Here is a 24784-nt window from a genome sequence, read left to right on the forward strand (position 1 = left end):
AAATTTACGCGACTAAGGTTTTGTAAAATTCCACGCCTGTAGCAGCTTGAATTTGTTCAAGCGTGACATCTTTAGCAAGTTCAATTAGCTCTACACCTTGTGGCGTAATGTCCATTACACCTAAGTCAGTAATTACGCGGTGCACAACACCTTTACCTGTTAAAGGTAAACTACAGCTCTTTACAATTTTTGGTGTACCGTCTTTTGCACAGTGTTCCATAAGAACCACAACTTTTTGGACACCAACAACTAAGTCCATCGCGCCGCCCATACCTTTGACTTTCTTACCTGGAATCATCCAGTTGGCTAAGTCACCATTTTCGGAAACTTCCATGGCACCTAAAATTGCGATGTTGACATGGCCACCACGAATCATGGCAAAAGATTCAGAGCTTGAGAAAAATGCAGCCCCTGGGCGAGCAGTGACTGTTTGTTTACCAGCATTAATTAAATCGGCATCAACAGTTTCTTCAGTCGGAAACTCGCCAATCCCTAATAAGCCATTTTCAGATTGAAGCCAAACATTAATATTTTCAGGAATATAGTTAGCAACTAGAGTAGGTAAGCCAATACCTAAATTGACATAAAAACCATCTTCAAGTTCTTGTGCAGCACGTTGTGCCATTTCATTGCGTGACCAAGCCATTTTATACTGCCTCCGTGCTTAAAGTTTTATGCTCAATACGTTTTTCAGGGGATGCATTCAGTACAATGCGATTTACATAGATACCTGCTAAATGGATCTCATCTGGATCCAATTCACCAATTTCAACGACCTGTTCAACTTCTGCAATTGTAATTTTTCCAGCCATCGCACATTCAGGGTTAAAATTTTGAGCAGTTTTGCGGAATACTAAGTTACCAGCCTTGTCTGCCTTATAGGCTTTAACAAGAGCAACATCTGCTGTTAAAGATTCTTCTAAAATGTAGTTTTTGCCATTAAAGATACGTTCTTCTTTACCTTCCGCAATGAGGGTACCGACACCAGTTTGCGTATAAAACGCAGGAATTCCTGCACCGCCAGCACGTAACTTTTCAGCTAAAGTGCCTTGCGGGGTAAGTTCTACCTCAAGTTCACCATTTAAATACTGACGCTCGAATTCTTTGTTTTCTCCAACATAAGAAGAAATCATTTTTTTGATTTGTTTGGTTTGAAGCAAAATACCTAAACCAAAATCATCTACACCTGCGTTATTTGAAATACAAGTGAGACCAGTCACACCACTTTGCTTAACTGCAACAATCAGTTTTTCCGGAATTCCACATAGACCAAAACCGCCTACGGCAAGTGTTTGATTGTCTGCAATAACATCTTTTAGTGCTGCCTCTGCATTGGCATAAACTTTATTCATTCTATTGTTATCCTATATCCCTTAGTCATCTTAGTTTTAGCATCACATTTTGCGTTATAGAAGTTAATTTTTTTAAAGGATTAATAAGTATAATCAATGAATGGTTTCAAACTGCCTACAAAAGATCAGACACATATAATGTTTAAACTTTTAAAAATTCTCATTAATATATTGAAAATTATAACAATTAAAAAATTAAATTAGCCTTGAGCTTAGCTCGTCCTAAAATACAGTCTTTAATTTTTTAAAATTTATATTGAACCAAAGCCTCAATAAATTGAGTCGAAATATTTGAAATTTCAAAGTTCTTTTTATAAACAATTCCTACAGTCTTATGAATCGATTCATCCTTTAACTCAATCAACACGTTATGTTCTTTATCAATATGTTTTGCAAAGTGTCTTGGAATCGCACTTACCCCAATTCCGTAAGCCACAAAACTTGAAAGTGATGAAATTTGATGGCATTCGACTTTCAAATCAAGAGTCATATTATTTCGCAAACAATTTTGCTCAACTAAATATCGCACAATTGAAGGCTTTTGTAATGTGACGAATGGATTTGAACAAAGCTCTTGCCATGTAATAGAAGATGATTGAGCAAGAGGATGAGTTTTAGGTAATAGAGCCAAGAAATCTTCTTCAAACAATGGCTTGAATTCTAAACCTTCGGTGAGATCTGGTTCGAAGCAGATGCCAAGTTCAAAAATACCATCTTGTACTTTTTCTATAATAGTTTCATTTGGAATATCTTGAATTGAAAAGTTCAGGTTGGGATGAAGTTCTAAAAATTGATGAATCACCTCAGGCAAAATTGCATGAGTCACAAAGGGCATTGAGGCGATACTTAAGGTTCCACGGTTGAGTTTAAAACGTTGTTTGACATCATTTTCCATTTCATCCCAATTGGCGAGTAATTTTTTAGCATAGGGAATGAGGGATTTACCTTCTTGGGTAAGCTCAACGCGACGTGTGTTACGGTTAAATAATTTACCGCCTAACTCTTCTTCTAAGCTTTTGATGCTGAGACTTAAAGCTGATTGACTTAAATGTAGCTCTAAAGAGGCATTGGCATAGTTGAGTGTACGCGCAAGAGCTAAAAAAGCTTTTAATTGTTTAAGCGTCATTTCATTCCTTTAGATTGCTCAGCTCACCTAGAAGGGTAATTTATACGAAAATTTGTCTAATATGATGTTTTTTGAAAAAAATTATGAAAAGGGAATGTTCATCCACTTAATTAATCAAGAATAAACAATGAGTAGACAAGATATTGAACTACTTTAGTAAATTTTCCCAACAGAATTCATCTGTGTTATTCGCAAAATATAGAGCCATTCCAACTACATGGAAAAATAAATGACCTAGCCAAATTACTTGAGGAGCAACTTTTAAACCTTCTAATAAAATAGTTGTTGAATAAATTGCTAATAAAAAAGTGAAAAAGATGATGTATGTAGCACTCGCTACAAATTTATATTTCGGTGCTAATTGGGGAATTTTATACCCAATCAAAATTTGCATACTACAATTTATGATCAGCGCTATTATACCTACAAGAATTTGTGGTGCATTTAAAAATTCAAAAGAGAGCTGTTCGATGATAAAAATGATTTGCCATAGTACAAACATGCCCAGAGGATACAATACAAATTTAAACCACCTCATATTTTATTTTCTTATCAAGACGTTACCCACACATTCTATTGAATAATCCAGATTAAATAAATATTATTTTTCAAAAACTCTATCTCGACATAAAGTGGTTATTAATTCAATTAAGATAATTTGTGAATTCTAAAATCTTAAAATTTAATTTAAAAGATAAATGAAAATATATAAGGATAAAGTTAATGAATAGAATTATGCTTAGCTTAGTGGTTGCACCCCTTATATTGAGTGGGTGTGTAAGCCCAACTACTCAAATGACTAATAATAAATTTAGCGAATTGCAGCCTTTACAACCTCCAGTGTCAGGTATATGGACGATTTCAATCAGCCCAAGCATATCAACTATAAAACTTGACTCAGATGGCAATGGGATACTTTGTGATGATAGTAGTGGACATGTTGTATTCAACAAAGTTAAGTATGCAAATAATATGATTTACATTGAAAATGGTATGACTCTAGAAGTTAAAATTCTGAATAAAGATCTAATCGAAGCTAGAACAATTTTAAGTGCTTCTAGTTTAAATATGATTTACAAAGCTGATAATGACTTAAAAGCCGCTTCATTGAGGTGCGCTAAAGAAATATAGATACTACTTTATAATTTAGTTTTAAAATCCATCATCTCTTTTTGAAAGTAGTTTACTATATTTCTTTTTTATATCATTTTTTAAATAGCAATCTTCAATAATAAGATCTAAACCGCCGTCATAAGGCGCGATAATTATATTTTTCTCAAAAGAAATAAAAAAAGCACGGGTCTCATCATTAGCAATTTTGATTAATAGATCGTTATGAATATTAGTTTCCCATATTATTCCAGTGAACATAGGAGTGAAATATAAGACATTATTTTCACCATCATCAAAATGTTCTGGATCAGCTTTATGTAAGTTTATAGGAGTTACAGTGGTAAAATCATAATTAAGCTTAGAAACTTGATCATAGATTGGCACTTGTGACTTATCTATAAAAGAGTTTCCTGAGACTATAAAAATGGATGAGCCAGAACTTAAACAGTCATCAATAATCTGATTTTGATGTTTAAGTAATATGTCCATTTGAGTAGAATTATCAGTATATCTTTTTGAATCAGCGAAGCTGTGCAGACGAAGCTAACTATCTGGAAAATAGTATTTAAATAGGTAAGGAATAGGAACTTTATTGAGAAAGTTACTATTCCATTTGCTTTCAAAATCGTTTTTCATTATTTATTCTTCAATCATTTCATTTTCATAAGGTAGTCTTACATATCGAATAAATCGTTCTTCGATAGCTCCATATTCCTTAAAATTTTTACGAGATTCATTTAAAGATGGAACATTTGCTCCACCTGAAAATTCATAATCTTCTGACTGAACTGGATCATCCTCCCAGAAACACACTGGGCAGATATCGTAACTACCATTAGGTGGCTCATCTCTGGTTAAATAACCACAGCATAAGCATGGGTATTTATTGTTCATAATAATATTTATTTCCTAATGGTAATTTTAAATTTGCCATTTCCTAAGTTTTCTAATTTGCTGCCATAGGGCCAAATAATTAGTGGAGCTATTTTATCGCCAAGCCTGATACATCCTTTTTTATCTACTATAAGCTTTCCATGTGCTGAAGCCATTATTGAAATATTACTTCTCATATTGCCTGTGATAAGTAAAGGTTGAATAGAGATTCTACATTGGTCGCTATAGTAGGCTTTCCAATACAAGACGTAAGGCTAATAATCATTAGAGATAATAAGAGTTGTATTTTCATATAATGGATTAAAAATCTTAAAGAATGCCCATTTCCTAAGCTTCTATTTTATTCGTACAGCTATATATTAGGAAGACCTGACTTTAGTTTTCTTTGTCAAAATCTTGATAATTTTAAAAACTTGATTATCTAGTTTTATCTTTTGATGAATAGTTGCATTGTCGAGCTGGTCCATAACTCAAATGGAAAAAACTCTGAACTATGATCAAATACCCATAACCATTGATAACTATTGTTAATTGTATTTACATCAAAACGTACATCTTGAACTTTGACAATCTTAAGTTGTTTATGATGTTCGTCTTGAAGAATAATTTCATAGTTCTCCATCAGATATCCACAAATTAAAGACTATTCTTGATTTTAATTAAATTAATATTTTCTGCTTACTTTGTTAGGTTGGTATTAATTTACAAAAGATTTCAGGTTGTTAAAGTTTGTCATTTTCAAAATGATAATAATCTTTACTCTTGAAATACAAGGTTTCAAATAGGTCAGGTTGTAAGCGTGGTGTGTAGCTGTCAGAATGCCCATCTGAAATTTATCTTCGAGTTATCGCTATGAGTTTAATAGGCTTTATGTATGCAAGTAAAACCAATAGTGAACATAGTCAAGTAAAACAAGATTTAATTGATATTCTCACCGAAGCAGTCAAATTCAACTCTTTTAATGATATTACGGGAGTGCTTTACTATGGTAATGGGTATTTCTTGCAGTACTTAGAAGGTGAGAAAGAACTAGTCGAATCGCTATTTTATAATTCAATTTTGAAAGATTCAAGACATCAGAACTGTGAAATCATCTTTTTGAAACCATCCGAGAAGCGGTTATTTAAACAATGGAGTATGAAATTTGCTCCTATAAATACGAAAATAAAAGATTTCTTTTTTGATCATCATATCGATGAGTTTAACCCGTATTTGCTTAACACTACATCAATTCCATCTTTTATTGAATTGCTTGTAGATCAACCAAATCTTAAAGCTGATCAATATCAAATTTAATCCACGATAGGATCTGAATTAGAATAGTTTTTTACTTAAAAATATAAGCCCTCTTTAGAGGGCTTATATTTTTAAGTAAGATTGGATATAGAGTTAATTAAATAGATGAAGAAGATTTTAATTCTATTACTTACATATTTATTATTAATAAATGTTGCTTATGCAATGTCTGAAAAATGAGGCATTACATATGCATTTACATATATGCTTTTTAGGCAAGATGGTATACCTCTTGATTATCTGCTTGGATATATAAAAGTAGAAAAGAGTTTTTATAATAAGAAAGAGGCGAATCGGATTGCTAAACTTACATATGAATGGCCAATTCCAGAAACCTATGATGAAAATGAACTACCCCCGATTCTTAAATTTGGTGACAGTATCGAAAACACATGCTTAGGAAAAAAGACAACAAATGAAGAAGAGTAAACACTTTTTATAGTGTTTTGAGGATAATTAAACTGCCTTATAGTGGTTTAATATTTATTACCATTAGACCATTGATTATATAGGCCTATTTTTATTTTTAATTACACTCTGTTAAGGTAAGAAAAATACAAAATAAATGGTAAAACATGAAAAAATCAACTTTAGGCTGGGGTGCGGCCGGATTAATAGCATTAGGAATTTTTGGTTCAAGTAATGACCATACTTCAAGAAATAACTCAAACAATGAGGAAGCACAAAGTTCAGTTGAAGAAGCTATAGAATCAAAATATATTAATACCAATACACTTAATATTAGAGATAAACCTAATGGTAATGTTGTAGCAAAACTTGGACGTGGTGAAAAAGTTGATATTTATGAAAAAAAAGGAAATTGGGTACGTATTTCTTTAAATTCAACTTCCCCTCAATGGATCTCTCAGAAACTTTTGTGTGAAACTGAAGATTGTTTTAAACAAAAGACTAAAACATCCAAATCTCATAATTATCAGGCTTTAAAATCACAATATCATCATTCAGAAAGTAAAAAATCTAAAAAATATTACCACACTGATTGTTCTTGTGCTGTAGTTGATTATTGTGTGGGGCCAAAAGGTGGACACTATTGTATTACTAGTGGAGGAAATAAGAGATATAAGCCAAGGTACTAACAAAACTAAAATATCATTAAGTTTAAAGCCACCTTTAGGTGATTTTTCGTTTTCTGAACTGTTAAATTTTACTCATTATTAAAATGGATAATTTCATGAAAAAGATTATTTTTTTAGGACTAGTTCTCAGCTTGATGGGGTGTTCAACAGCTCCAGTTGCTTCAAATACAGCCAAGCCAGTACCTAATGAGAGAGTATACAATCAGAACTATTTAAAGAAACACACTCCTGAACAAGCAAAAGTTACTTTTTTAAGAGATAAAGGTTTTTTAGGATCTGGCTGTAGTCATGATATGTATGTTAACAACGAGAAAGTATTCTCAATTCGTTCAAACGAAATCGCTACAATTTATCTTGAGCCTAAATATTATATCTTTAGATTAGAAACTGGTGGGGGAATGTGCCCGAATATTGCCACTTCTCAAGAAACAGAAGTCAAACCAGGGACAGAGATAGAATATCGAATTTTACTTCCATCTGACTTTAATTTAAGACTAACTCGAATGAAATAAGACAGTAAGATCTTTTGTCTAAAGGAAACAAGCAATATTAGATTTTAATTAAACCCACTCGTCATTAAGTGGGTTTTTCTTAACTACTAATAGATTACCAACTCACTTAAGGAAATATTCATTAAATTATTTTAAAAAATATATTATTTAATTATCTTTATTAAATAATATAGTCATATTAATTTGGTTTACTCAACAATTAATAAGTTTTATAAAACAATAGTAGTTTTTAAATAATTAAATTTTACCAATTAAATAACACAAGTAATTGTATTTTATAATTTTTTTAAAATTTAAATAATTTACATTGTTTTTGAATATTTTAGTGATATTTTATTTTTAAGCTCATTTACCTATTACCACTCATAGATATTGTGATCTTTATCATTATAGGTTTGGGATAACCTAAATATCTTTTGGTAATTTTATTGAACCTAATATCTATTCTTTAGGGAGAAAGAATATATGTGGGAATTATTTGTAATTCTACTTTCGCTTGGGCTGTTAATGTATACAGCTTACAAGGGCTTTTCAGTCATTCTTATGGCACCAATTTGTGCCTTACTTGCTGTTCTACTCATTAATCCAGCCAATGTTTTACCGTTTTATTCGGGTGTATTTATGCCCAAAATGGTGAACTTTATTAAAGATTACTTTCTGGTATTTTTGCTCGGGGCAATTTTCGGTAAAGTCGTTGAAATGTCTGGAATTGCCGAGTCTATTGCGCGAACTATTGTGAGATGGATTGGGGCGAAAAAAGCAATTTTAACCGTTGTACTCTTAGGTGCAATTTTAACGTATAGCGGTGTGAGTCTTTTTGTTGCTGTATTCGCAATTTATCCTTTTGCCAACCAGCTTTTTAGACAAGCGAATATTCCAAAACGCTTAATTCCGGGAACCATCGCGCTGGGTGCATTTACGTTTACCATGGATGCATTACCGGGTACACCGCAAATCCAAAACGTAATTCCGACCACATTCTTTGGTACCAATATTTATGCTGCACCATTTCTAGGTATTATTGGTGCTATTTTCGTTCTATGCATGGGTTTGAGCTATTTAGAATGGCGTCGCCGTGCTGCTGTAAAAGCTGGGGAAGGGTTCTCAGGCTTTGGAGTAGATAATACGCAGCCTCAAGAAATTGAAGCCGATATGACTCTGCAAAATAATGGGAGTACGGCTCGTCAATTTTTAGCGTTTGTACCACTTATTCTTGTTGCAGTAATGAACAAATATTTGTCTAAAGCAATTAAAGAGTGGTATCCAAATGGCTTTGATTTTGCCACTGTCGGTTTAGCTGATTACACTGTAGATGTTGCAAAAACTGGTGCGATCTGGGCGGTTGGTCTTGCACTTATTGTCGGGATTATTTCTGCCATTTTGTTTGATTATCAGCGTGTAGTGACGAACTTTAAAGAGGGCATTAATGCCAGTATTGGTGGCTCACTTTTAGCTGTGATGAATACAGCTTCTGAGTATGGTTTCGGTGCAATTATTGCGTCATTACCGGGCTTTGCCATGATTAGTCATGCAATGAGTAGTACGTTCACAAATCCTTTAGTGAATGGGGCTGTGACGACAACCGTTTTAGCTGGTATTACCGGTTCAGCATCTGGTGGTATGAGTATCGCTTTAAGTGCAATGGCTGAACACTATAACGCCGCGATTTTAGCTGCGGGTATTCCACCAGAAGTTATGCATCGTGTGGTTGCGATGGCCTCAGGTGGTATGGACACCTTACCGCACAATGGTGCTGTTATTACTTTACTCGCTGTTACTGGTTTAACCCATAAACAATCGTATAAAGATATTTTTGCAGTTACGGTAATTAAAACATTAGCGGTATTTGTGGTGATTACGGTCTTTACCGTAACGGGTATTGTTTAAATCAGCACGTTATAAGTATTAAGGAGTAAATAGATGACTAAACTTTTAGACGGTAAAGTGGCTTTTATTACAGGTTCTGCAAGCGGTATCGGTCTAGAGATTGCTAAGAAATTTGCTCAAGAAGGGGCAAAAGTTGTTATTTCAGATATGAATGCTGAAAAGTGCCAAGAGACGGCGAACTCACTTAAAGAGCAAGGTTTTGAAGCATTATCTGCACCATGTGATGTAACCGATGAAGATGCTTATAAACAAGCCATTGAGCTCACTCAAAAGACTTTTGGTACAGTTGATATCTTAATTAATAATGCTGGTTTTCAACATGTTGCGCCTATTGAAGAGTTTCCAACGGCTGTTTTTCAAAAGCTAGTTCAGGTCATGTTAACAGGGGCATTTATTGGTATTAAACACGTTTTTCCAATCATGAAAGCTCAAAAATCTGGTCGTATTATTAACATGGCTTCAATTAATGGCCTAATTGGTTTCGCTGGAAAGGCAGGTTATAACAGCGCGAAACACGGCGTGATTGGCCTAACAAAAGTTGCGGCTTTGGAATGTGCACGCGATGGAATTACGGTAAATGCTTTATGTCCGGGGTATGTAGATACACCATTGGTTCGTGGGCAAATTGCTGATTTGGCTAAAACGCGTAATGTGAGTTTAGACAGCGCACTTGAAGATGTAATTTTGGCAATGGTTCCTCAAAAACGTTTATTGTCTGTTGAAGAAATTGCTGACTATGCAATCTTCCTTGCGAGTAGTAAAGCTGGTGGGGTAACAGGCCAAGCTGTGGTTATGGATGGTGGTTATACCGCCCAATAATTTAAGTGTTTTATAAAAGCCGCTTATTTTGAATAGGCGGTTTTTTTATTCATTAAAATTTACCATAGTCTACTGTTCAAAATAATGATTTATCTCTACTGTATTTGTTTATAAAAAATCTAATAAAATAAGTTTGTTAAAGTATGAAATTATACTTTAAAGGTATTTAACTTATTTCCATTTTTAAAATCTAATAGAGTATGAGAAAGTAATCTTTACTCTCTTTCTTGATTAGATATTTTTCAGGAAAACTCGCCAATTTACGGATATTAATTGGCATACAAGTTGCTTTTTTAGCAATAAGTTTTTAGCTAGGTGAAAAGGATATGATATCACTCAGCCAACAGATGGAACTCAATCATTATTCACGCAAAGCTGAATTTGCGCAGAATTTGATGTCCACAATTTGTGGTGAACACCGTCTAGACACAATTTACAAAGACACTCTCGATTTTCACTATGACGGAATGCGTTTGCCTACTAAAAAAATGGCGATCGGTACAATCAGTTATGGTGCAAACGTTGCCATTAACATCTCAAATTTAAAAGCCTATAGCATTAGTTTGCCTATACAAGGTCGACAAGCTCTCAACATTCGTGGTGCTCATTATCAATCTGATGAAAATAGAGGCCTTATTGTTTCAAATAACGATCAGCAAGATTTGATTATTGATAAAGATTGCAGAAAATTTCAGGTGGTTATTCCTGAGCGGAGTATGCAGATTGTTCTTGCGGATCTACTCAATAAACCCATAGAGACGCCCATTATTTTTAATCCTGAAATGCACTTAGACTCGGAGCAACTGATTGGTGCATGGTGGAAGAACATTCAAAATTTTGTACAGTTAAAATCGCAATATAGCAATTTTTATGGTTTGCAAATGCTATCTGAAGACTATGAAAATTTTGTAATTAAAGCATTATTGTTGTCTCAAGAAAATAACTACTCTGAAGCCTTAAAGTCACTCTCACATCAAGATGAGCCAGCGTATATCCGTAAGGTTCGTAATTTTATTATTGAACATGCACATGAAGAAATCTGTGCAGAAGATTTGCAACGTCTGGCTGGGGTTTCAAAATCAAAATTATATGACGAATTTCAACAGTACTATGGCACCAGCCCAATGTCGTATTTGAAAAAATATCGCCTTCAACAAATTTATAAGATATTGAGTACAACAGGAGCAGATAGAAAGATTTCTATTTCAAAGCTTGCCTATGACTGGGGCTTTAACCATTTAAGTCGTTTCTCTCAAGAATATCGTGAAGAGTTCGGAGAAAATCCAAGTGAGACCAAGGGCAAAATTTTCTGATATTTAATTTTTCGCAATAAAAAAACTGATTTAGGCAACTAAATCAGTTTTTTTATTTATTGATTAATATTTATAGACTTTCTTCGAGTTTTAACACTTGTTTATTTTTAGATTTCTCATAAATCACTTTCAAGCTAAGTGCAATAAATGAGATGAAGGTTGGTAAAGCGAGAATAAAGAAAATACCGCTTAAGCTTAGGTTGAAAGTGAAAATGAGCGAGCCAAAGAAAGCCCCTAAAATTGCACCGATACGACCAATACCATGCATCCATGAAACGCCAACCGCGCGGCATACTGCTGGATAGAACATAGCTGCAAGAGGCAGTAATGAAGACTGTGCACCAGCGAGTAATGCACCAATTAGGAAGATAGTAAGACCTAACAAGAAAATATTTGAGCTTACTAGACCTGCAACAATAAATAGGCCGAAAGCGATGAGATATGAATATTTAATCACTGTGGTTGGGTTCAGTTTATCCATGTACCATCCCATAATGGTTGCGCCAATTACACCACCAAAAGGGAAAATCGCGGCAATTAAACTAAACTGTTGGGTACTAAAACCTGCCGTTTTTAAAATTGTTGGCATCCAGCTTGTTAAAAGATAGAACACCAACAGACTGGTAAAGCAGCAGAGCCAAAGCATGCTTGAACCCCACAGGTATTTTCCTAAAACGATTTTAACTGGATTTTCATCTGAGGCAGTTTCAGCCTGAGTTAAAACGAGTTTTACCGGTTCTTGAAAAGAATGGCCTTGAATACTTTCTAAAATACGCTGAGCTTTATCTTGTTGATGACGTGTAATTAAGTATTGAGTTGATTCAGGTAATTTAAGCAACAAAGCAACCACTAAAATGAGGGGAATGCTTCCACCAATAATAATCACTTTAGCCCAGCCATAGCTTTCTAATAGATAAGCTGACAACACACCGCCACAAGAAATACCCAACATAAAACCACACCCAGCAAGACCTGTAAGAAATGCTTTACGTTTTACAGGCATATATTCAGAGACAATGGTACTGATGTTTGGCATGGCTGCGCCTAAACCAACACCTGTAATAAAGCGATAAATCATTAAGTCTTGAGTTGAATTGGCAAAACCGCACAAAATGGTAAATATTGAAAATAAAAGGCTTGTAAAAACAATAACGCCTTTACGCCCAAACTTATCAGACAAAAGCCCGGAAATAATTGCACCAATCGACATACCGACTAAGGCAGCACTTAAAACAGGAGCGAGTTGAGGCTTGGTAATACCCCAGTCATCTAGTAAAGCTGGAGCAATAAAACCAATAATTCCTGTGTCTAGGCCATCACAGAAGAAGACAAAAAAGCCTAGGATAAAAACCATCCATTGTAATGGAGACAGTTTCTCGCGGTTGATAATCGTGTTTGCATCTATCGTTTTCATATGTATTCCTTCTTAAAATTATTTAATTCCCTGAGTAATTCAATGTGTTCGTTACAAAACCTGTGCCTTTGATTGAACTATTTTTAGCCAATTCTCACTATCCAATAAGTCCTAATCTTCATCCATATTTTCCAAATTAGATAAAAAGTATTAATTTATTTTTTTATTTAAGTTTTTGAAATATAGATGTTTCTTTGTTTTTAATTTTTTATCCAGTTTGATTGATTTTGATAATTACGCAGAGATTGGATAATGCTCGCAGCTTTTGGACAGTCTAAAAAAAAATTTGGATAGAAGATAAAGCCATAACAATGTCAGGAGTTGACACTATGGCTGGTCAAACCATTCAAATTAAAACTGCATCTGGAAAGCAGTTCAGTGCATATCTAGCAACACCCGAAACAGGAAAAGGACCTGGAGTGGTGCTGTGTCAGGAAATTTTTGGGGTGAATGCAGCAATGCGAGAAAAAGCAGCTTTTCTTGCAGAAGAAGGCTATACCGTTTTGGTTCCTGATTTATTTTGGCGTGTAGCACCGAATATTGAACTGGGTTACACACCAGAAGATTTTCAAAAAGCTTTTGAACTTTATCAGCAATATGACGAAAACCTCGGTGTTGAAGATATTCAAGACAGCTTAGCTTTTTTAAAGACTCGACCGGAATGTGACACCTCTACAGGCCTCGGTGTGGTGGGGTACTGTTTGGGTGGAAAGCTTGCTTATTTGGCAGGTTGTCGACTTTCGGAAGTGGCATGTGCCGTAGGTTATTACGGTGTAGGCATTGAAAAAGCGTTAGATGAGCTAGCCAACGTAAAAGGGCGCTTGGTTTTACATATTGCAGAACTGGACCAATTTACACCGCCAGATGCGAGGCAAGCAATTGTCGATGCAGCTAACCAATATTCAAATGTACAAGCCTATGTATACGAAGGTGTTGACCATGCTTTTGCGCGCCCAAAAAGCAATCATTACCACAAACCTTCAGCACGTTTTGCCCACGAGCGTACAGTAACCGCACTACATGACACGATTGGACCGAAATATGACTTAGTTGCCTTATGGGAAGAGCATATTCGTCATGAGTTTGATACGCGTGACGTCCCCGCAACTATGGCAACGATGGTCGCAGAACCTTATGTCAACCATATTCCAACCTTGACTGGCGGTGTAGGCCAAAGCCAGCTTGCTCGTTTTTATCAATATCACTTTGTTCATCGAAACCCGAAAGATATGAAGATCACTTCGATCTCTCGTACGGTTGGCTCAACGCAAGTGGTCGACGAATTCATTATGAGCTTTACCCACGACGCAGAAATTGACTGGTTATTACCGGGTGTAAAACCGACTGGTAAATATGTAGAAATTCCAATGTTAGGTGTAATTCAGTTTAGAGGCTCAAAGCTGTGTCATGAGCATATTTACTGGGACCAAGCGTCGGTACTCGTTCAAATTGGTTTATTAGACCCAACAGGCTTACCAGTTGCAGGTGTCGAGACAGCACGAAAACTTCTTGATGAAGATCTTCCTTCAAATACTTTGATGCCATCTTGGTCAAGTAGTGAAGGCAAGCCAGTCAATTAAGGAGTATCTGCAATGAATATAGATTTAAAAGGAAAAGTTGCTGTGGTGAGCGGCGGCGCAACACTTATTGGTAAAGCTGTTGTACAAGCTTTGGTGAGTGCGGGTGCTCATGTCGCTATTTTAGATATTGATGCCAAAGGCAAGGCGATTGCAGAAAGCTTTAATCATGGCGTGATGTTTATTCAAACCGATTTAACCAGTGATGCGGCTATTCAACAAGCTGTGGCAGATATTCACCAACATTTAGGTGAAGTGAGTTACTTGGTGAATTTGGCATGTACATATTTAGATGACGGTTTTAAATCTTCACGTCAGGACTGGTTACAAGCACTCGATATTAATTTGGTCTCTACAGTTGAGCTGAGCCGTGTTTTATACCATGACCTGAAAAAGCAGCAAGGTTCAATCGTTAACTTTACTTCCATTTCGGCCAAAGTGGCACAAACAGGACGCTGGTTATATCCAGTGTCTAAAGCCGCGATACGTCAACTCACACAAAGCATGGCAATGGATTTTGCTGCCGATGGTATTCGCGTCAATTCAGTTTCTCCGGGGTGGACATGGTCACGTGTCATTGCAGAAGTCAGCGGTAATAACCGTGAAAAGGCCGATAGCGTCGCAGCCGATTACCACTTACTAGGCCGATTGGGTCATCCCGAAGAAGTCGCCAATGTGGTTTTGTTTTTATTGTCACCAGCTGCGAGTTTTGTCACCGGAGCAGATTACACAGTCGACGGTGGCTATTCAGTAATGGGCCCTGAAGGATCACAGCCCGCTATTCCACGTTTAGCCGAATAGCACAGCGTTTTAAAAGCATATTGAGAAAATTATGGAGAAGATTATGCGCCGTATTGCAATTGTTGGAGCAGGACAGTCTGGTTTACAGCTTGGTCTGGGCTTATTAGAAACAGGTTACGACGTGACCATGATCACCAACCGAACTGCCGATGAAATCCGTCAAGGTAAAGTCATGTCAAGCCAGTGTATGTTTCATACCGCTTTACAAACTGAACGTGACTTAGGTTTAAATTTTTGGGAAGAACAATGTCCAGCGGTAGAAGGTATTGGGCTGGCTTTAGTCAATCCTGAAAATGGTGGTAAAGCATTTGAATGGAGTGCTCGTCTAGAGCGCTACGCTCAATCGGTCGATCAACGCGTCAAAATGCCATATTGGATGGAAGAATTTGAACGCCGTGGTGGTCGATTAGTCATTCAAGATGTAGGTATAGAAGAGTTAGAACAACTCGCGAACGACTACGAGCTTGTATTACTTGCGGCTGGTAAAGGTGAAGTCGTTAAACAGTTTGAACGTGATGATGCACGCAGTGTCTTTGATAAACCACAGCGCGCTTTGGCATTGACCTATGTCAAAAACATGAAGCCCATTTCACCTTACTCTCGTGTGACTTTTAATATTATTCCTGAAGTCGGTGAGTATTTTTCATTTCCGGCACTTACCGTGAATGGACCTTGCGACATCATGGTGTTTGAAGGAATTCCAAATGGGCCAATGGACTGCTGGCAAGATGTCAAAACACCTGAGCAGCATTTGCAGTGCAGTTTGGACTTACTGAAGAAATTTGTGCCTTGGGAATATGAACGTTGCACAAATGTTGAGTTAACCGATGCTGGTGGATATTTAGCAGGGCGTTTCCCACCGACAGTACGCAAACCAATTTTGACATTACCGTCTGGTAAGAAAATTTTTGGAATGGCAGATGCCTTAGTGGTGAATGATCCGATTACAGGTCAGGGCTCAAACAATGCTGCTAAGTGTAGCAAAATCTATTTCGATGCCATTTTAGCCAATGATAATCAAAGCTTTAGCGAACAATGGATGGTTCAAACCTTTGAGCGTTATTGGGCTTATGCAGAAAAAGTCGTGGCTTGGACCAATAGCCTGTTAGTACCACCACAACCGCATGTGGTTGAGCTATTAGCAGCCGCAAGCCAAAACCAGAGCATTGCTTCAATTATGGCCAATAACTTTGATGACCCGCGCTCTTTTGCCCCTTGGTGGTTTGATGCAGATAAGGCTCAGGCATTCATGGCCTCAAAAACCGCAGCAAAAGTGGCTTAAGGTCAAAATATCAAAGGGAGAATTAAAAATGGACACAATTGAAACTCAAGGTTTACAAACCATTAATGCTGAAAACCCAAGAGAAATTCGTAATTTACTTGGTCAGTTTGCAACTGGCGTTACCGTGATTACAACCCGTGGTAAAGACGGTCGGAAAATAGGAATGACAGCCAATTCATTTTCATCACTGTCTTTAGACCCGCCATTAATTTTATGGAGCCTTTCAAAAACAGCGCCAAGTTTGTCTGATTTTGTAGAAGCTGAATATTTTGCCATTCACATGTTGGCCCAAGAACATCATCAGCTTTCAGGGCATTTCGCTCGAGGCGCTGAAGATAAATTTGCAGGTGTAGCGCATCAACAATGCAATGCAGGTGTTCCAATTTTGACCGATGCACTCGCAACCTTGGTTTGCCGCAATGTAAATCAGTATGAAGGTGGAGATCACCTGATTTTTATTGGTCAAATTGAACAGTACCAACAGCGCCAAGGTGAACCATTGGTATTCCACGCAGGAAAGTATCGGATTGCCGCAGAGCATCCAGAATTAGCACATTAATTCACCACAATCACGATCAATCCGGTCGTGATTTTTTTATAGGAAATAAGAAGATGAAAAGCACTTTAATTAAACATGGCTTTTTAGCAGGGACATTGTTGGGTTTGCCATTGGTTACACATGCCTATGATTTACCGACCGTAAACTTAGGTATGACCAGCTTTCTCGATGGCGGATTACCCGCAGGACCTGGCTGGTATGCTCAAACCTATTTTCAAAATTATGATAGCAATAAACTGGTCGATGCCAATGGACAAAAATTAGGTTTACCTAAAACAGATTTAAATTATCAAGTACTGGTTGAGCAGATTAGTTATTTATCGAATGTCCGAGTAAAAGATAAAGCCAGTCTAGGCATGAATTTTTTAATTCCTTTTGTCAGCAAAATGGATATGGATGATGGCTTGAATAATGCTGCAATTAAGGCTCAAAGTGGCTTTGGGGACATTATGATCGGACCTTTTATTCAGTTCGATCCAGTCATGGGCGCGCAAGGACCGAAGTTTGTACATCGTTTTGAGTTTCAGGTGAATTTACCTACGGGCGAATATGATCGGCAAAAAGATATTAACCCCAGTAATAATGCTGTTTCATTTGACCCTTATTGGGCTGCAACGTACTGGTTTAATCCTAAATGGACTGCATCCACACGTATCCATTATCTCTATAACTTTAAAAATGATGACCCAAGCTATGCTTTTGCTGGAGCAAATGATATGCAAGCTGGGCAAGCAATTCATGCAAACTTCGCAACAGACTATGCCATTACTGAACAGTTTCGCTTAGGACTAAATGGCTATTGGCTAAAACAAGTCACTGATACCGAAGTCGATGGTGAAAAAGTCAAAGGTAGACGTGAACAAGTTTGGGCGATTGGTCCGGGTGCGATGTATAGTTTTTCTAAAAATGATCACTTGGTTGCAAATGCATATTTTGAGCAAGATGCTGAAAACCGACCAGAAGGTACGCGACTACAAGTTCGTTATGTTCATCATTTCTAAGTCATAAAAAAGCCTTTTATATCAATAAATATAAAAGGCTTTTATCTATTTTAGTTTAAGAAAAAATTGAAGTAATTAAGCCTGAACCTTCAATGTGACCAGAACGGCGAGTAGACGAAGGTAACTCACCATAACGGCGTTTATATTCTTGAGAAAAACGACCTAAGTGAGTAAATCCCCATTTAAATGCAACGTCAGTAACCGACAGATTTTCATTATGCATCAGCTCTAAATGAGCCTGTTCAAAGCGTAATTCTTTTAAATAAGACATTGGGGTAGTACCCAAATAGTTTTTAAAACCAGTAAAAAGGGTTCTTACACTCACGCCTGCATGCTCGGCCAGAATTTCGACGTTAAGCGGCTCATGTAAATGTTCTTTTATGTAGGCTTCTGTACGCTTCACAAAATAAGGAGAGACAGTTTTTTCTTTATACTGATCTATTTTATGTAATGCATTATTGGGTTGACCATAAATGAGCGCATTAAATAGATTTGACTCAAATTGTTTAAAGGCTAAAGGATGATGAAGCGGATGTTGTTCACAAGCCAAAGCATCCATCAAGGTTCTAACCAGCTGTAAAAAATAGGCTCCACCTTGGGTAGAAAAATCTAATTTGGGGTCGAAAATGAGTAAGTTATTTTCTGAATCAGCAATATGTTGACGACAATGGTAAGTAAAATCATCCTTTGACACTTTTAGAATGAGCTGTGGTGAGTTTGCATGCCAGCGCATACGTAAAGATTGCTGTGGAGAAATAAGAGAAGCAACTTGAGAATAAGAAATAAACTTTTGTGAACCAAACTCGATTTCTGCATAGCCTTGAGTTGGAATTTGAATGAGGTAAAAGTTATCAAGATGATCTGGTTCAATAATGACATCCGCACCATATTCCAAGCGACTAATAGACAGTGCGCCTGTTTTAACATGGTGCATGGTTGCACTGAAATCTCGCTTCTGCTGAGAGATTTTAAGATTATGCGGTTTAAAAATTTGGCCTACATTTCGGCAAGTTTCGCTTAAATCGTGGTGATCAAACACCAGATTATGATTGGTAAAGATAGACTCATTTTGAAAATGACGCCCACTGAGTTCTGGGGAGTTGGCTTGGTTCATATTTATCCCTTTTGGCTCACTCCTGTATTTACTTGTATTGCAAGAGCTTTAAAACTTCGCTGCACAGCAAGTAAATACGGCACTTAAAAAATTAAGTTACTCGCAAATTACAATGAGATATAAGCAAAATACAGACCAATTTAACCGCTAGTTAATATGATTTTCTCAAATTTTTACATCGGATTTTGTCCATTAATTTAGTAAATTCGAGAAATAGAATAGGGGGATATAAATGGTGCTATAAGTTAATCTCATCATGATCTTATTCCTTAAGATCTATCAAAATTTATAGCAAATCCGAGTGAGCTGGTCAATTTATTTTGTCGGAATTTATTATTTTATATTATTGATATATAAAAACTTTTAATTTAAATGCAAAAATTCAATATACCCCCTACAGAGTATATTGAATCATTTCAGGTTTTAGTGGTTTTTAAATTATTTATACTTCAACGTGATGTATTACTCTGTAAAAACTTCTCGCTGTAAATACGGTAGTTTTGCAAAGATTGTTCATCTAACCAATTTTTAACAGCTTCAATCATCGGCGGTGGGCCACATAAATACATATCAAAAGCCTGCTCGGCCAATTGATCTTTATTTAAGTGCTCATGAATATAGCCGGCTTTACCTTGCCAAGCTTCGGTTGCTTTAGTCACAATCGGGTGATAACTAAAGTTTGGAAGCTGTTCTGCATAGGCATGTAAACGCTGTTGTTCACACAAGTCGGTTTCATTATTTACGCCGTAATACAACTGAACGGCAGGTGAGTTAGGCTGCTCAACTAAGTTATCTAACATTCCCAAGAAAGCTGATAATCCTGTTCCACCAGCTACAAAAACCAGTGGTCGCTGTACTTCACGTAAATAGAAACTACCAAGTGGGGCTTCAATGAGTAGGGTTTGTCCAACCTGACAACGATCACGTAAGTAATTACTCATCACACCGTCTGGCAAGAGACGAATTAAGAATTGCAATTGATTGGTTGCGTTTGGTCTGTTTGCAAATGAATATGAGCGCCAGTCTTCGGTATCTGGAATTTGCAAACGAGCATATTGACCCGGTAAAAACTGAAGTTGGGCAGCATGACTGCTTGCATCAAGATGCAAAATTGCAGTCGTTTCAGAAACCAGCTCAACAGCGGTCACTTTGGTTTCAATTTTTAAAGTATCACCAGCGTTACAGATAGCAGAATCATGATCGAAATAAAAAGCTGCATCGGATTTCACTCTTGTTTGGCAAGCTAACATTTTTCGCTCGGCCAAATCACGTTCACTTAATGCATCTTCATCGACATATTCTTGTTCATAAATCCCAGTTTCACATTGTCCCTGACAGGTACCACAAACACCTTCGCGGCAGTCTAACGGCAGGTTAATTCCCTGACGAACTGCTGCATCAAGCAACAATTCGTCGTTATTTACCGAAATGAAAAAGGTTTTGCCATCGGCAAAGTTAAGTGCAACTGAATGTCCCATTTTCATTCCCCTTAAACGTGATAGAAGTCTAAAACGGAATCAATTTTGTCATTAAGCAAAATGCTGTGCTGACGACGAATACGGAAACTATCTGCTGTTTGGCGTAAAAGATAAGTAGCATGTCCGTAAAAACAGCCTTCTAATCCTTGACGGTTATAGAGTGTTTGCCATGCAACTTTTGCTTCAATTAATCCATCATCCAATGTTTTAACTCGGATGTTGTTTATGCTGTGCAAAGTACGTGGTAACGGTGTTGCAGACGCTGCTTTACCTGTACGAATACGGAATACACGGTCTTCGAGTCCAGTACGGTCCGCATAATAAATATAAGACAGGCCCTGATTTGGATCTTGAACATAGTTATGGTCATCAATCCACTGTGGAATATGATATTCACTATCTTCATCGTAAAGTTCTAGGTAGGCATCCCAGTCATAAGCATCACAAAGTTCTGCTTTTTTGTACAAAAACTGAGATACAGCAAAATTTAGTTCTTGTGACATGGTTACACCTCATCCATTACAGTATTGTTTTCAAAAGTAATATCCTGCATTTTCAAGGCTTTCTTATTTAAGCCATCGAGCATTAGACGTTGCCAATGTCCATGCTGGTTTACATAGAGTCCTTCATGGGTAAACTCACGGCCAGTAATGACGGGTTGAATGCCTAAATCTTGTGAATTTTTGGTCGCGCCATATTCCCAAGACTGACAACCACGCGAAATATCGCTCCAACGTTCCAGCCGTGCCTGAAAACCTTTTTGCTGTTCACGGAATTCAACTAAATCATCTGGTGTACCAAGGCCTGATACATTAAAGAAGTCTTCAAACTGGCGAATACGGTTACTGCGTGCTTCAGCAGATTCACCTTTAACGCCAATACATTGGCTGATGACTTCAGTTTTATTCCAAGCCACAGGCCGAACAATACGAAGTTGAGAACTAATTTGGTCCATAAAGAATAGACTAGGGTACAAGTTCAAGTTTCTTAAACGATGCATTGCCCATTCAGCATATTTGTCGCCATATTTTTCGACCATATATGGCATAACCGTGCTGTAACCCGGACGAACTGTTGGATTTGGCATGTCACTAAATAAAACACTATGGCCATTTTTAAAACTAAACCAGCCATCGTCAGTTTCTGAGTCACCTGCACCTAACTTACTGTAGTCAAGTGTGTCGAGTTCTTCACCTTTTGATGCATTGACTTGCTGACGGTGTTGAACTGTAGAGACGTAGTTATAGTGAACAGTGCTGACATGGTAGCCATCTAAGCCATTTTCATTTTGTAGCTTCCAGTTACCTGCAAAGGTATAAGCTGACTTACCTTGAAGTACTTCGAGCTCACCTGTTGGCGACTGATTAACCATTAAATCAAGGAACAGTTTTGCATCGCCTAAAAAGTCTTCTAGAGTATCTGTTGCTTGAGTATCAAGGCTTACAAATACAAATCCACGATAGCTGGCAATACGGCCTTGTTTTAAGCCTCGGCTTGATTTATCAAAATCTTCACAATATTCGCCTGGTGCTTTGACTTTAACCAAGCGGCCATCTGATTTGTAGCACCATGCGTGGAACGGACATGTAAAGGTTGACTGGTTGCCTTTAGCAACACGGGTTAAAGTCGCTCCACGATGCTCACAAGCATTGACCATCGCGTGTAATTCGCCTTTACCATCACGGCTCACAATAATCGGTTGGCGGCCAATTTGAACTGTTAGGAAATCATGATTGTTTGGAATCTCACTTTCGTGACATGCATAAATCCAAACCTTTTCAAAAATCAGTTCCATTTCCAAGTCAAATAGTTCAGGCTCAGTAAACATATTGCGTGCAATACGAAACACGCCATCGTTAGGACGGAAGTCGATACATCCATCTACAAAATCATTCCATTGTTTTAAATTAGATGAGGTCATTTGCTCAATCCTATTCATTCAGCTTTTAACTGATTGAACCGCGATTAGGCTTTGGCCTCTATCCGTTTTTTCCAGATCTTTATCCACTTTGTGCAGTTTTGATTTTTTAATAAGACTATTTTTAAGAGCTAATCGAGATTTAAATTTGTATATGTCTTAGGTTGTTAAACTTCCCTATAATGTTCGCGAGCATAAAATAAACTTTTGTGAACTAAGTCTATGAAAGAACAAAACTTAAAATTACAGATTAGAATTCTTTTAGAGCAGAACATTGCGTTTGGTCCGGGTAAGGCAGACTTACTTGAAGCAATTGAGAAAACTGGTTCGATCTCACAAGCCGCAAAATCTATGAATATGAGCTACCGCCGTGCGTGGCAGTTGGTAGACACCATGAATCAGTGCTTTGAAACAGCTTTAGTTGAAACTCAAACGGGTGGAACACATGGTGGTGGGGCAGCTGTTACAGCTTTAGGCCAGAAAGTTTTACAACATTATCGCCAAATGGAAATCAATGCTCGACAAGCCTTAGAACATGACTATCAAATTATGAGTAGCTTTTTAAAGAAATAAGATGAGAAATACTTTATAAATCAAAGAATTTAAGCGCGTATCAGTTTTATCTAACAATAGTTTTCATTTGCTCAGAAAAAATATCCATCTTTATAAATAATTTCTACTTTTCATCGTCTATGCTTATCGCTATATTCTTGGGTATATATCGCTGCAAAAAACGACAAAAAGGTAAATATAATGGTAAGTGATACGAAGATAAAAAAGTTGGCTTTAGTCTGTTCGGTGCTCAGCATAGGATTAGTCTTTAATCTTCCAGCCAAAGCTGAATCGGTTACCGTTTATGCAGCAGCGAGCTTAACCAATGCGATTAACGATTTAGAAAAAATTTATGAAAAACAAAATAAAGTAGAAGTTAAAACTTCATATGCAGGCTCATCGACATTAGCTAAACAAATTGAAGCTGGAGCACCAACGGATGTATTTATTTCAGCAGATACCCAGTGGATGGATTATCTGCAAAACAAAAAATTAGTTGCAGCAAATGATCGTATAAATTTACTAGGCAACCGTTTGGTTCTAATTACTCCTAAAGGGCAGTCACTAAATGTAAAACTAGATAAAACGACCGATCCCAATAGAGTGTTTACAGGCAAGATTTGTACAGGGGATACCAAAAGTGTGCCTGTAGGCAAATATGCTAAACAAGCTTTTACTAACCTAGGTTGGTGGAGCCATATTGAGCCAAAGTTAGTTGAAACAGAAGATGTTCGAGCAGCGCTAAACTTTGTTGCGCGTGGTGAATGTCAGGTTGGGATTGTCTATGCAACTGATGCAGCGATTAGTAAAGACGTAAAAGTAGCGGGCGTATTTCCGGAAAATACACATTCACCAATTATTTATCCTGTAGGGATAGTTAAACAGAATCCAAGCTCAATAAAGTTCTATCAATTTTTACAGAGCAATCAAGCCAAAGCTGTTTTTAAAAAATATGGCTTTAGCATATTGGCTTCAGTTAAATCATGATGTTCTCTTTAACTCCAGAAGAGCTCAGCGTGCTACAACTTTCTTGTAAGGTAGCAGCAAGTTGTCTTGTGGTCAGTATTATTCCTGCAATTTGTGTGGGATGGTTTTTGGCACGTAAAGAGTTCTGGGGGAAGTCATTCATTGAAACATTGGTGTTTTTACCTTTGGTGTTACCGCCAGTGGTGCCTGGTTATTTGCTTTTACAAGTTTTTGGGAGCCGCGGTGTTGTTGGGCAATATTTGGCACCGCTCGGAATTGATTTTGCATTTAACTGGAAAGGTGCCGTTCTTGCTTCGGCAGTAATGGGTTTTCCGTTATTGGTGCAATCTATTCGACTAGCGATTGAACTGGTCGATCAGCGTTTAGAAATGGCAGCAAAGACATTAGGTGCCTCATCCTTAGGGGCTTTTTTTCATGTCACTTTGCCTCTTGCCAGCAGTGGTATTTTAATTGGTGCTATTTTATGTTTTTGCCGTAGCTTAGGTGAGTTTGGTGCGACCATTACCTTTGTGGGTAATATTTCAAATGAAACACGTACTTTACCTTTAGCCATGTATAGTCTAATGCAACAACCCGATACAGAGGCCGCTATTCAACGGCTTATTGTTTTATCATTAAGTGTGGCTTTTTTAGCGTTGTGGTTTGCACAGTGGTTTCATCGTTATCAAAAAAAGCGTTTAGGGCGGTAGAAT

General features: G+C 37.1%; 27 protein-coding genes and 1 pseudogene. 16 read left to right on the top strand and 12 right to left on the bottom strand.

Annotation, left to right across the window (positions count from 1 at the left end; translation table 11 throughout):
- Positions 1–4: 4 nt before the first annotated feature.
- The 4 genes from OD757_RS09880 to OD757_RS09895 form a co-directional block, all read right to left on the bottom strand.
- The gene (locus tag OD757_RS09880) at positions 5–646 is read right to left on the bottom strand and encodes a 3-oxoacid CoA-transferase subunit B (protein WP_263031741.1); all 642 of its coding nucleotides are present in this window, start codon (positions 644–646) and stop codon (positions 5–7) included.
- 1 nt (position 647) lies between these two features.
- Positions 648–1352: a CoA transferase subunit A gene (locus OD757_RS09885; protein WP_263031742.1), complete on the bottom strand. Its 705-nt coding sequence runs from the start codon at positions 1350–1352 to the stop codon at positions 648–650.
- Between the two features lie 244 nt (positions 1353–1596).
- Positions 1597–2478, bottom strand: coding sequence for a LysR family transcriptional regulator (locus OD757_RS09890; RefSeq protein ID WP_263031743.1), 882 nt, complete (start codon positions 2476–2478; stop codon positions 1597–1599).
- Positions 2479–2626: 148 nt separating this feature from the next.
- Positions 2627–3016 (bottom strand): hypothetical protein, encoded by a 390-nt coding sequence (locus OD757_RS09895; protein ID WP_263031744.1) that lies wholly within the window; start codon positions 3014–3016, stop codon positions 2627–2629.
- Between the two features lie 185 nt (positions 3017–3201).
- On the opposite strand from OD757_RS09895, the gene OD757_RS09900 reads away from it, so the two are divergent.
- On the top strand, positions 3202–3609 hold the full coding sequence (locus OD757_RS09900; protein ID WP_263031745.1) for a J517_1871 family lipoprotein: 408 nt from the start codon (positions 3202–3204) through the stop codon (positions 3607–3609).
- Positions 3610–3630: 21 nt separating this feature from the next.
- On the opposite strand, the gene OD757_RS09905 is transcribed toward OD757_RS09900, so the two are convergent.
- The 3 genes and pseudogenes from OD757_RS09905 to OD757_RS09915 all read right to left on the bottom strand — a co-directional run bounded on the left by OD757_RS09905 (position 3631) and on the right by OD757_RS09915 (position 5107).
- Positions 3631–4080, bottom strand: a complete 450-nt coding sequence (locus tag OD757_RS09905) for a hypothetical protein (RefSeq protein WP_263031746.1) — start codon at positions 4078–4080, stop codon at positions 3631–3633.
- Positions 4081–4230: 150 nt separating this feature from the next.
- Positions 4231–4485: a CPCC family cysteine-rich protein gene (locus tag OD757_RS09910; protein WP_263031747.1), complete on the bottom strand. Its 255-nt coding sequence runs from the start codon at positions 4483–4485 to the stop codon at positions 4231–4233.
- A gap of 359 nt (positions 4486–4844) precedes the next feature.
- Positions 4845–5107: pseudogene (locus OD757_RS09915) on the bottom strand (hypothetical protein).
- A gap of 230 nt (positions 5108–5337) precedes the next feature.
- On the opposite strand from OD757_RS09915, the gene OD757_RS09920 reads away from it, so the two are divergent.
- The 7 genes from OD757_RS09920 (at position 5338) to OD757_RS09950 (ending at position 11409) form a co-directional block, all read left to right on the top strand.
- A complete protein-coding gene (locus tag OD757_RS09920; RefSeq protein ID WP_263031748.1) occupies positions 5338–5781 on the top strand; it encodes a BLUF domain-containing protein in 444 nt (147 codons plus the stop codon).
- Positions 5782–5985: 204 nt separating this feature from the next.
- Entirely contained in the window at positions 5986–6210 is a 225-nt protein-coding gene (locus tag OD757_RS09925; protein WP_263031749.1) for a hypothetical protein, read from the top strand.
- Positions 6211–6356: 146 nt separating this feature from the next.
- Entirely contained in the window at positions 6357–6878 is a 522-nt protein-coding gene (locus OD757_RS09930; protein ID WP_263031750.1) for an SH3 domain-containing protein, read from the top strand.
- Positions 6879–6973: 95 nt separating this feature from the next.
- Positions 6974–7390, top strand: coding sequence for a hypothetical protein (locus OD757_RS09935; protein ID WP_263031751.1), 417 nt, complete (start codon positions 6974–6976; stop codon positions 7388–7390).
- 465 nt (positions 7391–7855) lie between these two features.
- Positions 7856–9277: a GntP family permease gene (locus tag OD757_RS09940; protein ID WP_263031752.1), complete on the top strand. Its 1422-nt coding sequence runs from the start codon at positions 7856–7858 to the stop codon at positions 9275–9277.
- 33 nt (positions 9278–9310) lie between these two features.
- Positions 9311–10096 carry a 3-hydroxybutyrate dehydrogenase gene (locus OD757_RS09945; protein ID WP_263031753.1) on the top strand — a complete coding sequence of 262 codons (786 nt, stop codon included), beginning with the start codon at positions 9311–9313 and terminating at the stop codon, positions 10094–10096.
- A 326-nt stretch (positions 10097–10422) separates the two neighbouring features.
- A complete protein-coding gene (locus tag OD757_RS09950) occupies positions 10423–11409 on the top strand; it encodes an AraC family transcriptional regulator (RefSeq protein WP_263031754.1) in 987 nt (328 codons plus the stop codon).
- A gap of 70 nt (positions 11410–11479) precedes the next feature.
- On the opposite strand, the gene OD757_RS09955 is transcribed toward OD757_RS09950, so the two are convergent.
- Positions 11480–12823, bottom strand: a complete 1344-nt coding sequence (locus OD757_RS09955; protein ID WP_263031755.1) for an MFS transporter — start codon at positions 12821–12823, stop codon at positions 11480–11482.
- A 329-nt stretch (positions 12824–13152) separates the two neighbouring features.
- On the opposite strand from OD757_RS09955, the gene OD757_RS09960 reads away from it, so the two are divergent.
- Genes OD757_RS09960 through OD757_RS09980 form a run of 5 tightly spaced genes read left to right on the top strand, consistent with a single transcriptional unit; the run spans position 13153 to position 18043 of the window.
- Positions 13153–14403, top strand: coding sequence for a dienelactone hydrolase family protein (locus tag OD757_RS09960; protein ID WP_263031756.1), 1251 nt, complete (start codon positions 13153–13155; stop codon positions 14401–14403).
- 12 nt (positions 14404–14415) lie between these two features.
- Positions 14416–15201: an SDR family oxidoreductase gene (locus tag OD757_RS09965; protein ID WP_263031757.1), complete on the top strand. Its 786-nt coding sequence runs from the start codon at positions 14416–14418 to the stop codon at positions 15199–15201.
- 43 nt (positions 15202–15244) lie between these two features.
- Positions 15245–16483 (top strand): styrene monooxygenase/indole monooxygenase family protein, encoded by a 1239-nt coding sequence (locus tag OD757_RS09970; protein WP_263031758.1) that lies wholly within the window; start codon positions 15245–15247, stop codon positions 16481–16483.
- A 28-nt stretch (positions 16484–16511) separates the two neighbouring features.
- Complete coding sequence (locus OD757_RS09975) at positions 16512–17042, top strand: flavin reductase family protein (RefSeq protein ID WP_151744241.1); 531 nt, start codon at positions 16512–16514, stop codon at positions 17040–17042.
- Between the two features lie 53 nt (positions 17043–17095).
- Positions 17096–18043, top strand: coding sequence for a transporter (locus tag OD757_RS09980; protein WP_263031759.1), 948 nt, complete (start codon positions 17096–17098; stop codon positions 18041–18043).
- A gap of 55 nt (positions 18044–18098) precedes the next feature.
- On the opposite strand, the gene OD757_RS09985 is transcribed toward OD757_RS09980, so the two are convergent.
- The 4 genes from OD757_RS09985 to antA form a co-directional block, all read right to left on the bottom strand.
- On the bottom strand, positions 18099–19157 hold the full coding sequence (locus OD757_RS09985) for an AraC family transcriptional regulator (protein ID WP_263031760.1): 1059 nt from the start codon (positions 19155–19157) through the stop codon (positions 18099–18101).
- A 449-nt stretch (positions 19158–19606) separates the two neighbouring features.
- Complete coding sequence (antC, locus tag OD757_RS09990) at positions 19607–20641, bottom strand: anthranilate 1,2-dioxygenase electron transfer component AntC (RefSeq protein WP_081400442.1); 1035 nt, start codon at positions 20639–20641, stop codon at positions 19607–19609.
- A gap of 5 nt (positions 20642–20646) precedes the next feature.
- The gene (gene antB / locus OD757_RS09995; protein WP_263031761.1) at positions 20647–21138 is read right to left on the bottom strand and encodes an anthranilate 1,2-dioxygenase small subunit; all 492 of its coding nucleotides are present in this window, start codon (positions 21136–21138) and stop codon (positions 20647–20649) included.
- 2 nt (positions 21139–21140) lie between these two features.
- Entirely contained in the window at positions 21141–22556 is a 1416-nt protein-coding gene (antA, locus tag OD757_RS10000) for an anthranilate 1,2-dioxygenase large subunit (protein WP_263031762.1), read from the bottom strand.
- Positions 22557–22775: 219 nt separating this feature from the next.
- Between antA and OD757_RS10005 the strand changes: the two genes are divergently transcribed.
- From OD757_RS10005 to modB, 3 genes are all read left to right on the top strand, one after another.
- Positions 22776–23126: a winged helix-turn-helix domain-containing protein gene (locus OD757_RS10005; protein ID WP_263031763.1), complete on the top strand. Its 351-nt coding sequence runs from the start codon at positions 22776–22778 to the stop codon at positions 23124–23126.
- Positions 23127–23306: 180 nt separating this feature from the next.
- A complete protein-coding gene (gene modA, locus OD757_RS10010) occupies positions 23307–24092 on the top strand; it encodes a molybdate ABC transporter substrate-binding protein (RefSeq protein ID WP_263031764.1) in 786 nt (261 codons plus the stop codon).
- On the top strand, positions 24089–24781 hold the full coding sequence (modB, locus tag OD757_RS10015; RefSeq protein ID WP_000971591.1) for a molybdate ABC transporter permease subunit: 693 nt from the start codon (positions 24089–24091) through the stop codon (positions 24779–24781). Before modA ends, modB begins: the two co-directional genes overlap by 4 nt.
- Positions 24782–24784: the final 3 nt, after the last annotated feature.

It is taken from the genome of Acinetobacter sp. AYS6 (assembly GCF_025630795.1).
In the GTDB taxonomy this organism is placed as follows: Bacteria; Pseudomonadota; Gammaproteobacteria; order Pseudomonadales; family Moraxellaceae; genus Acinetobacter.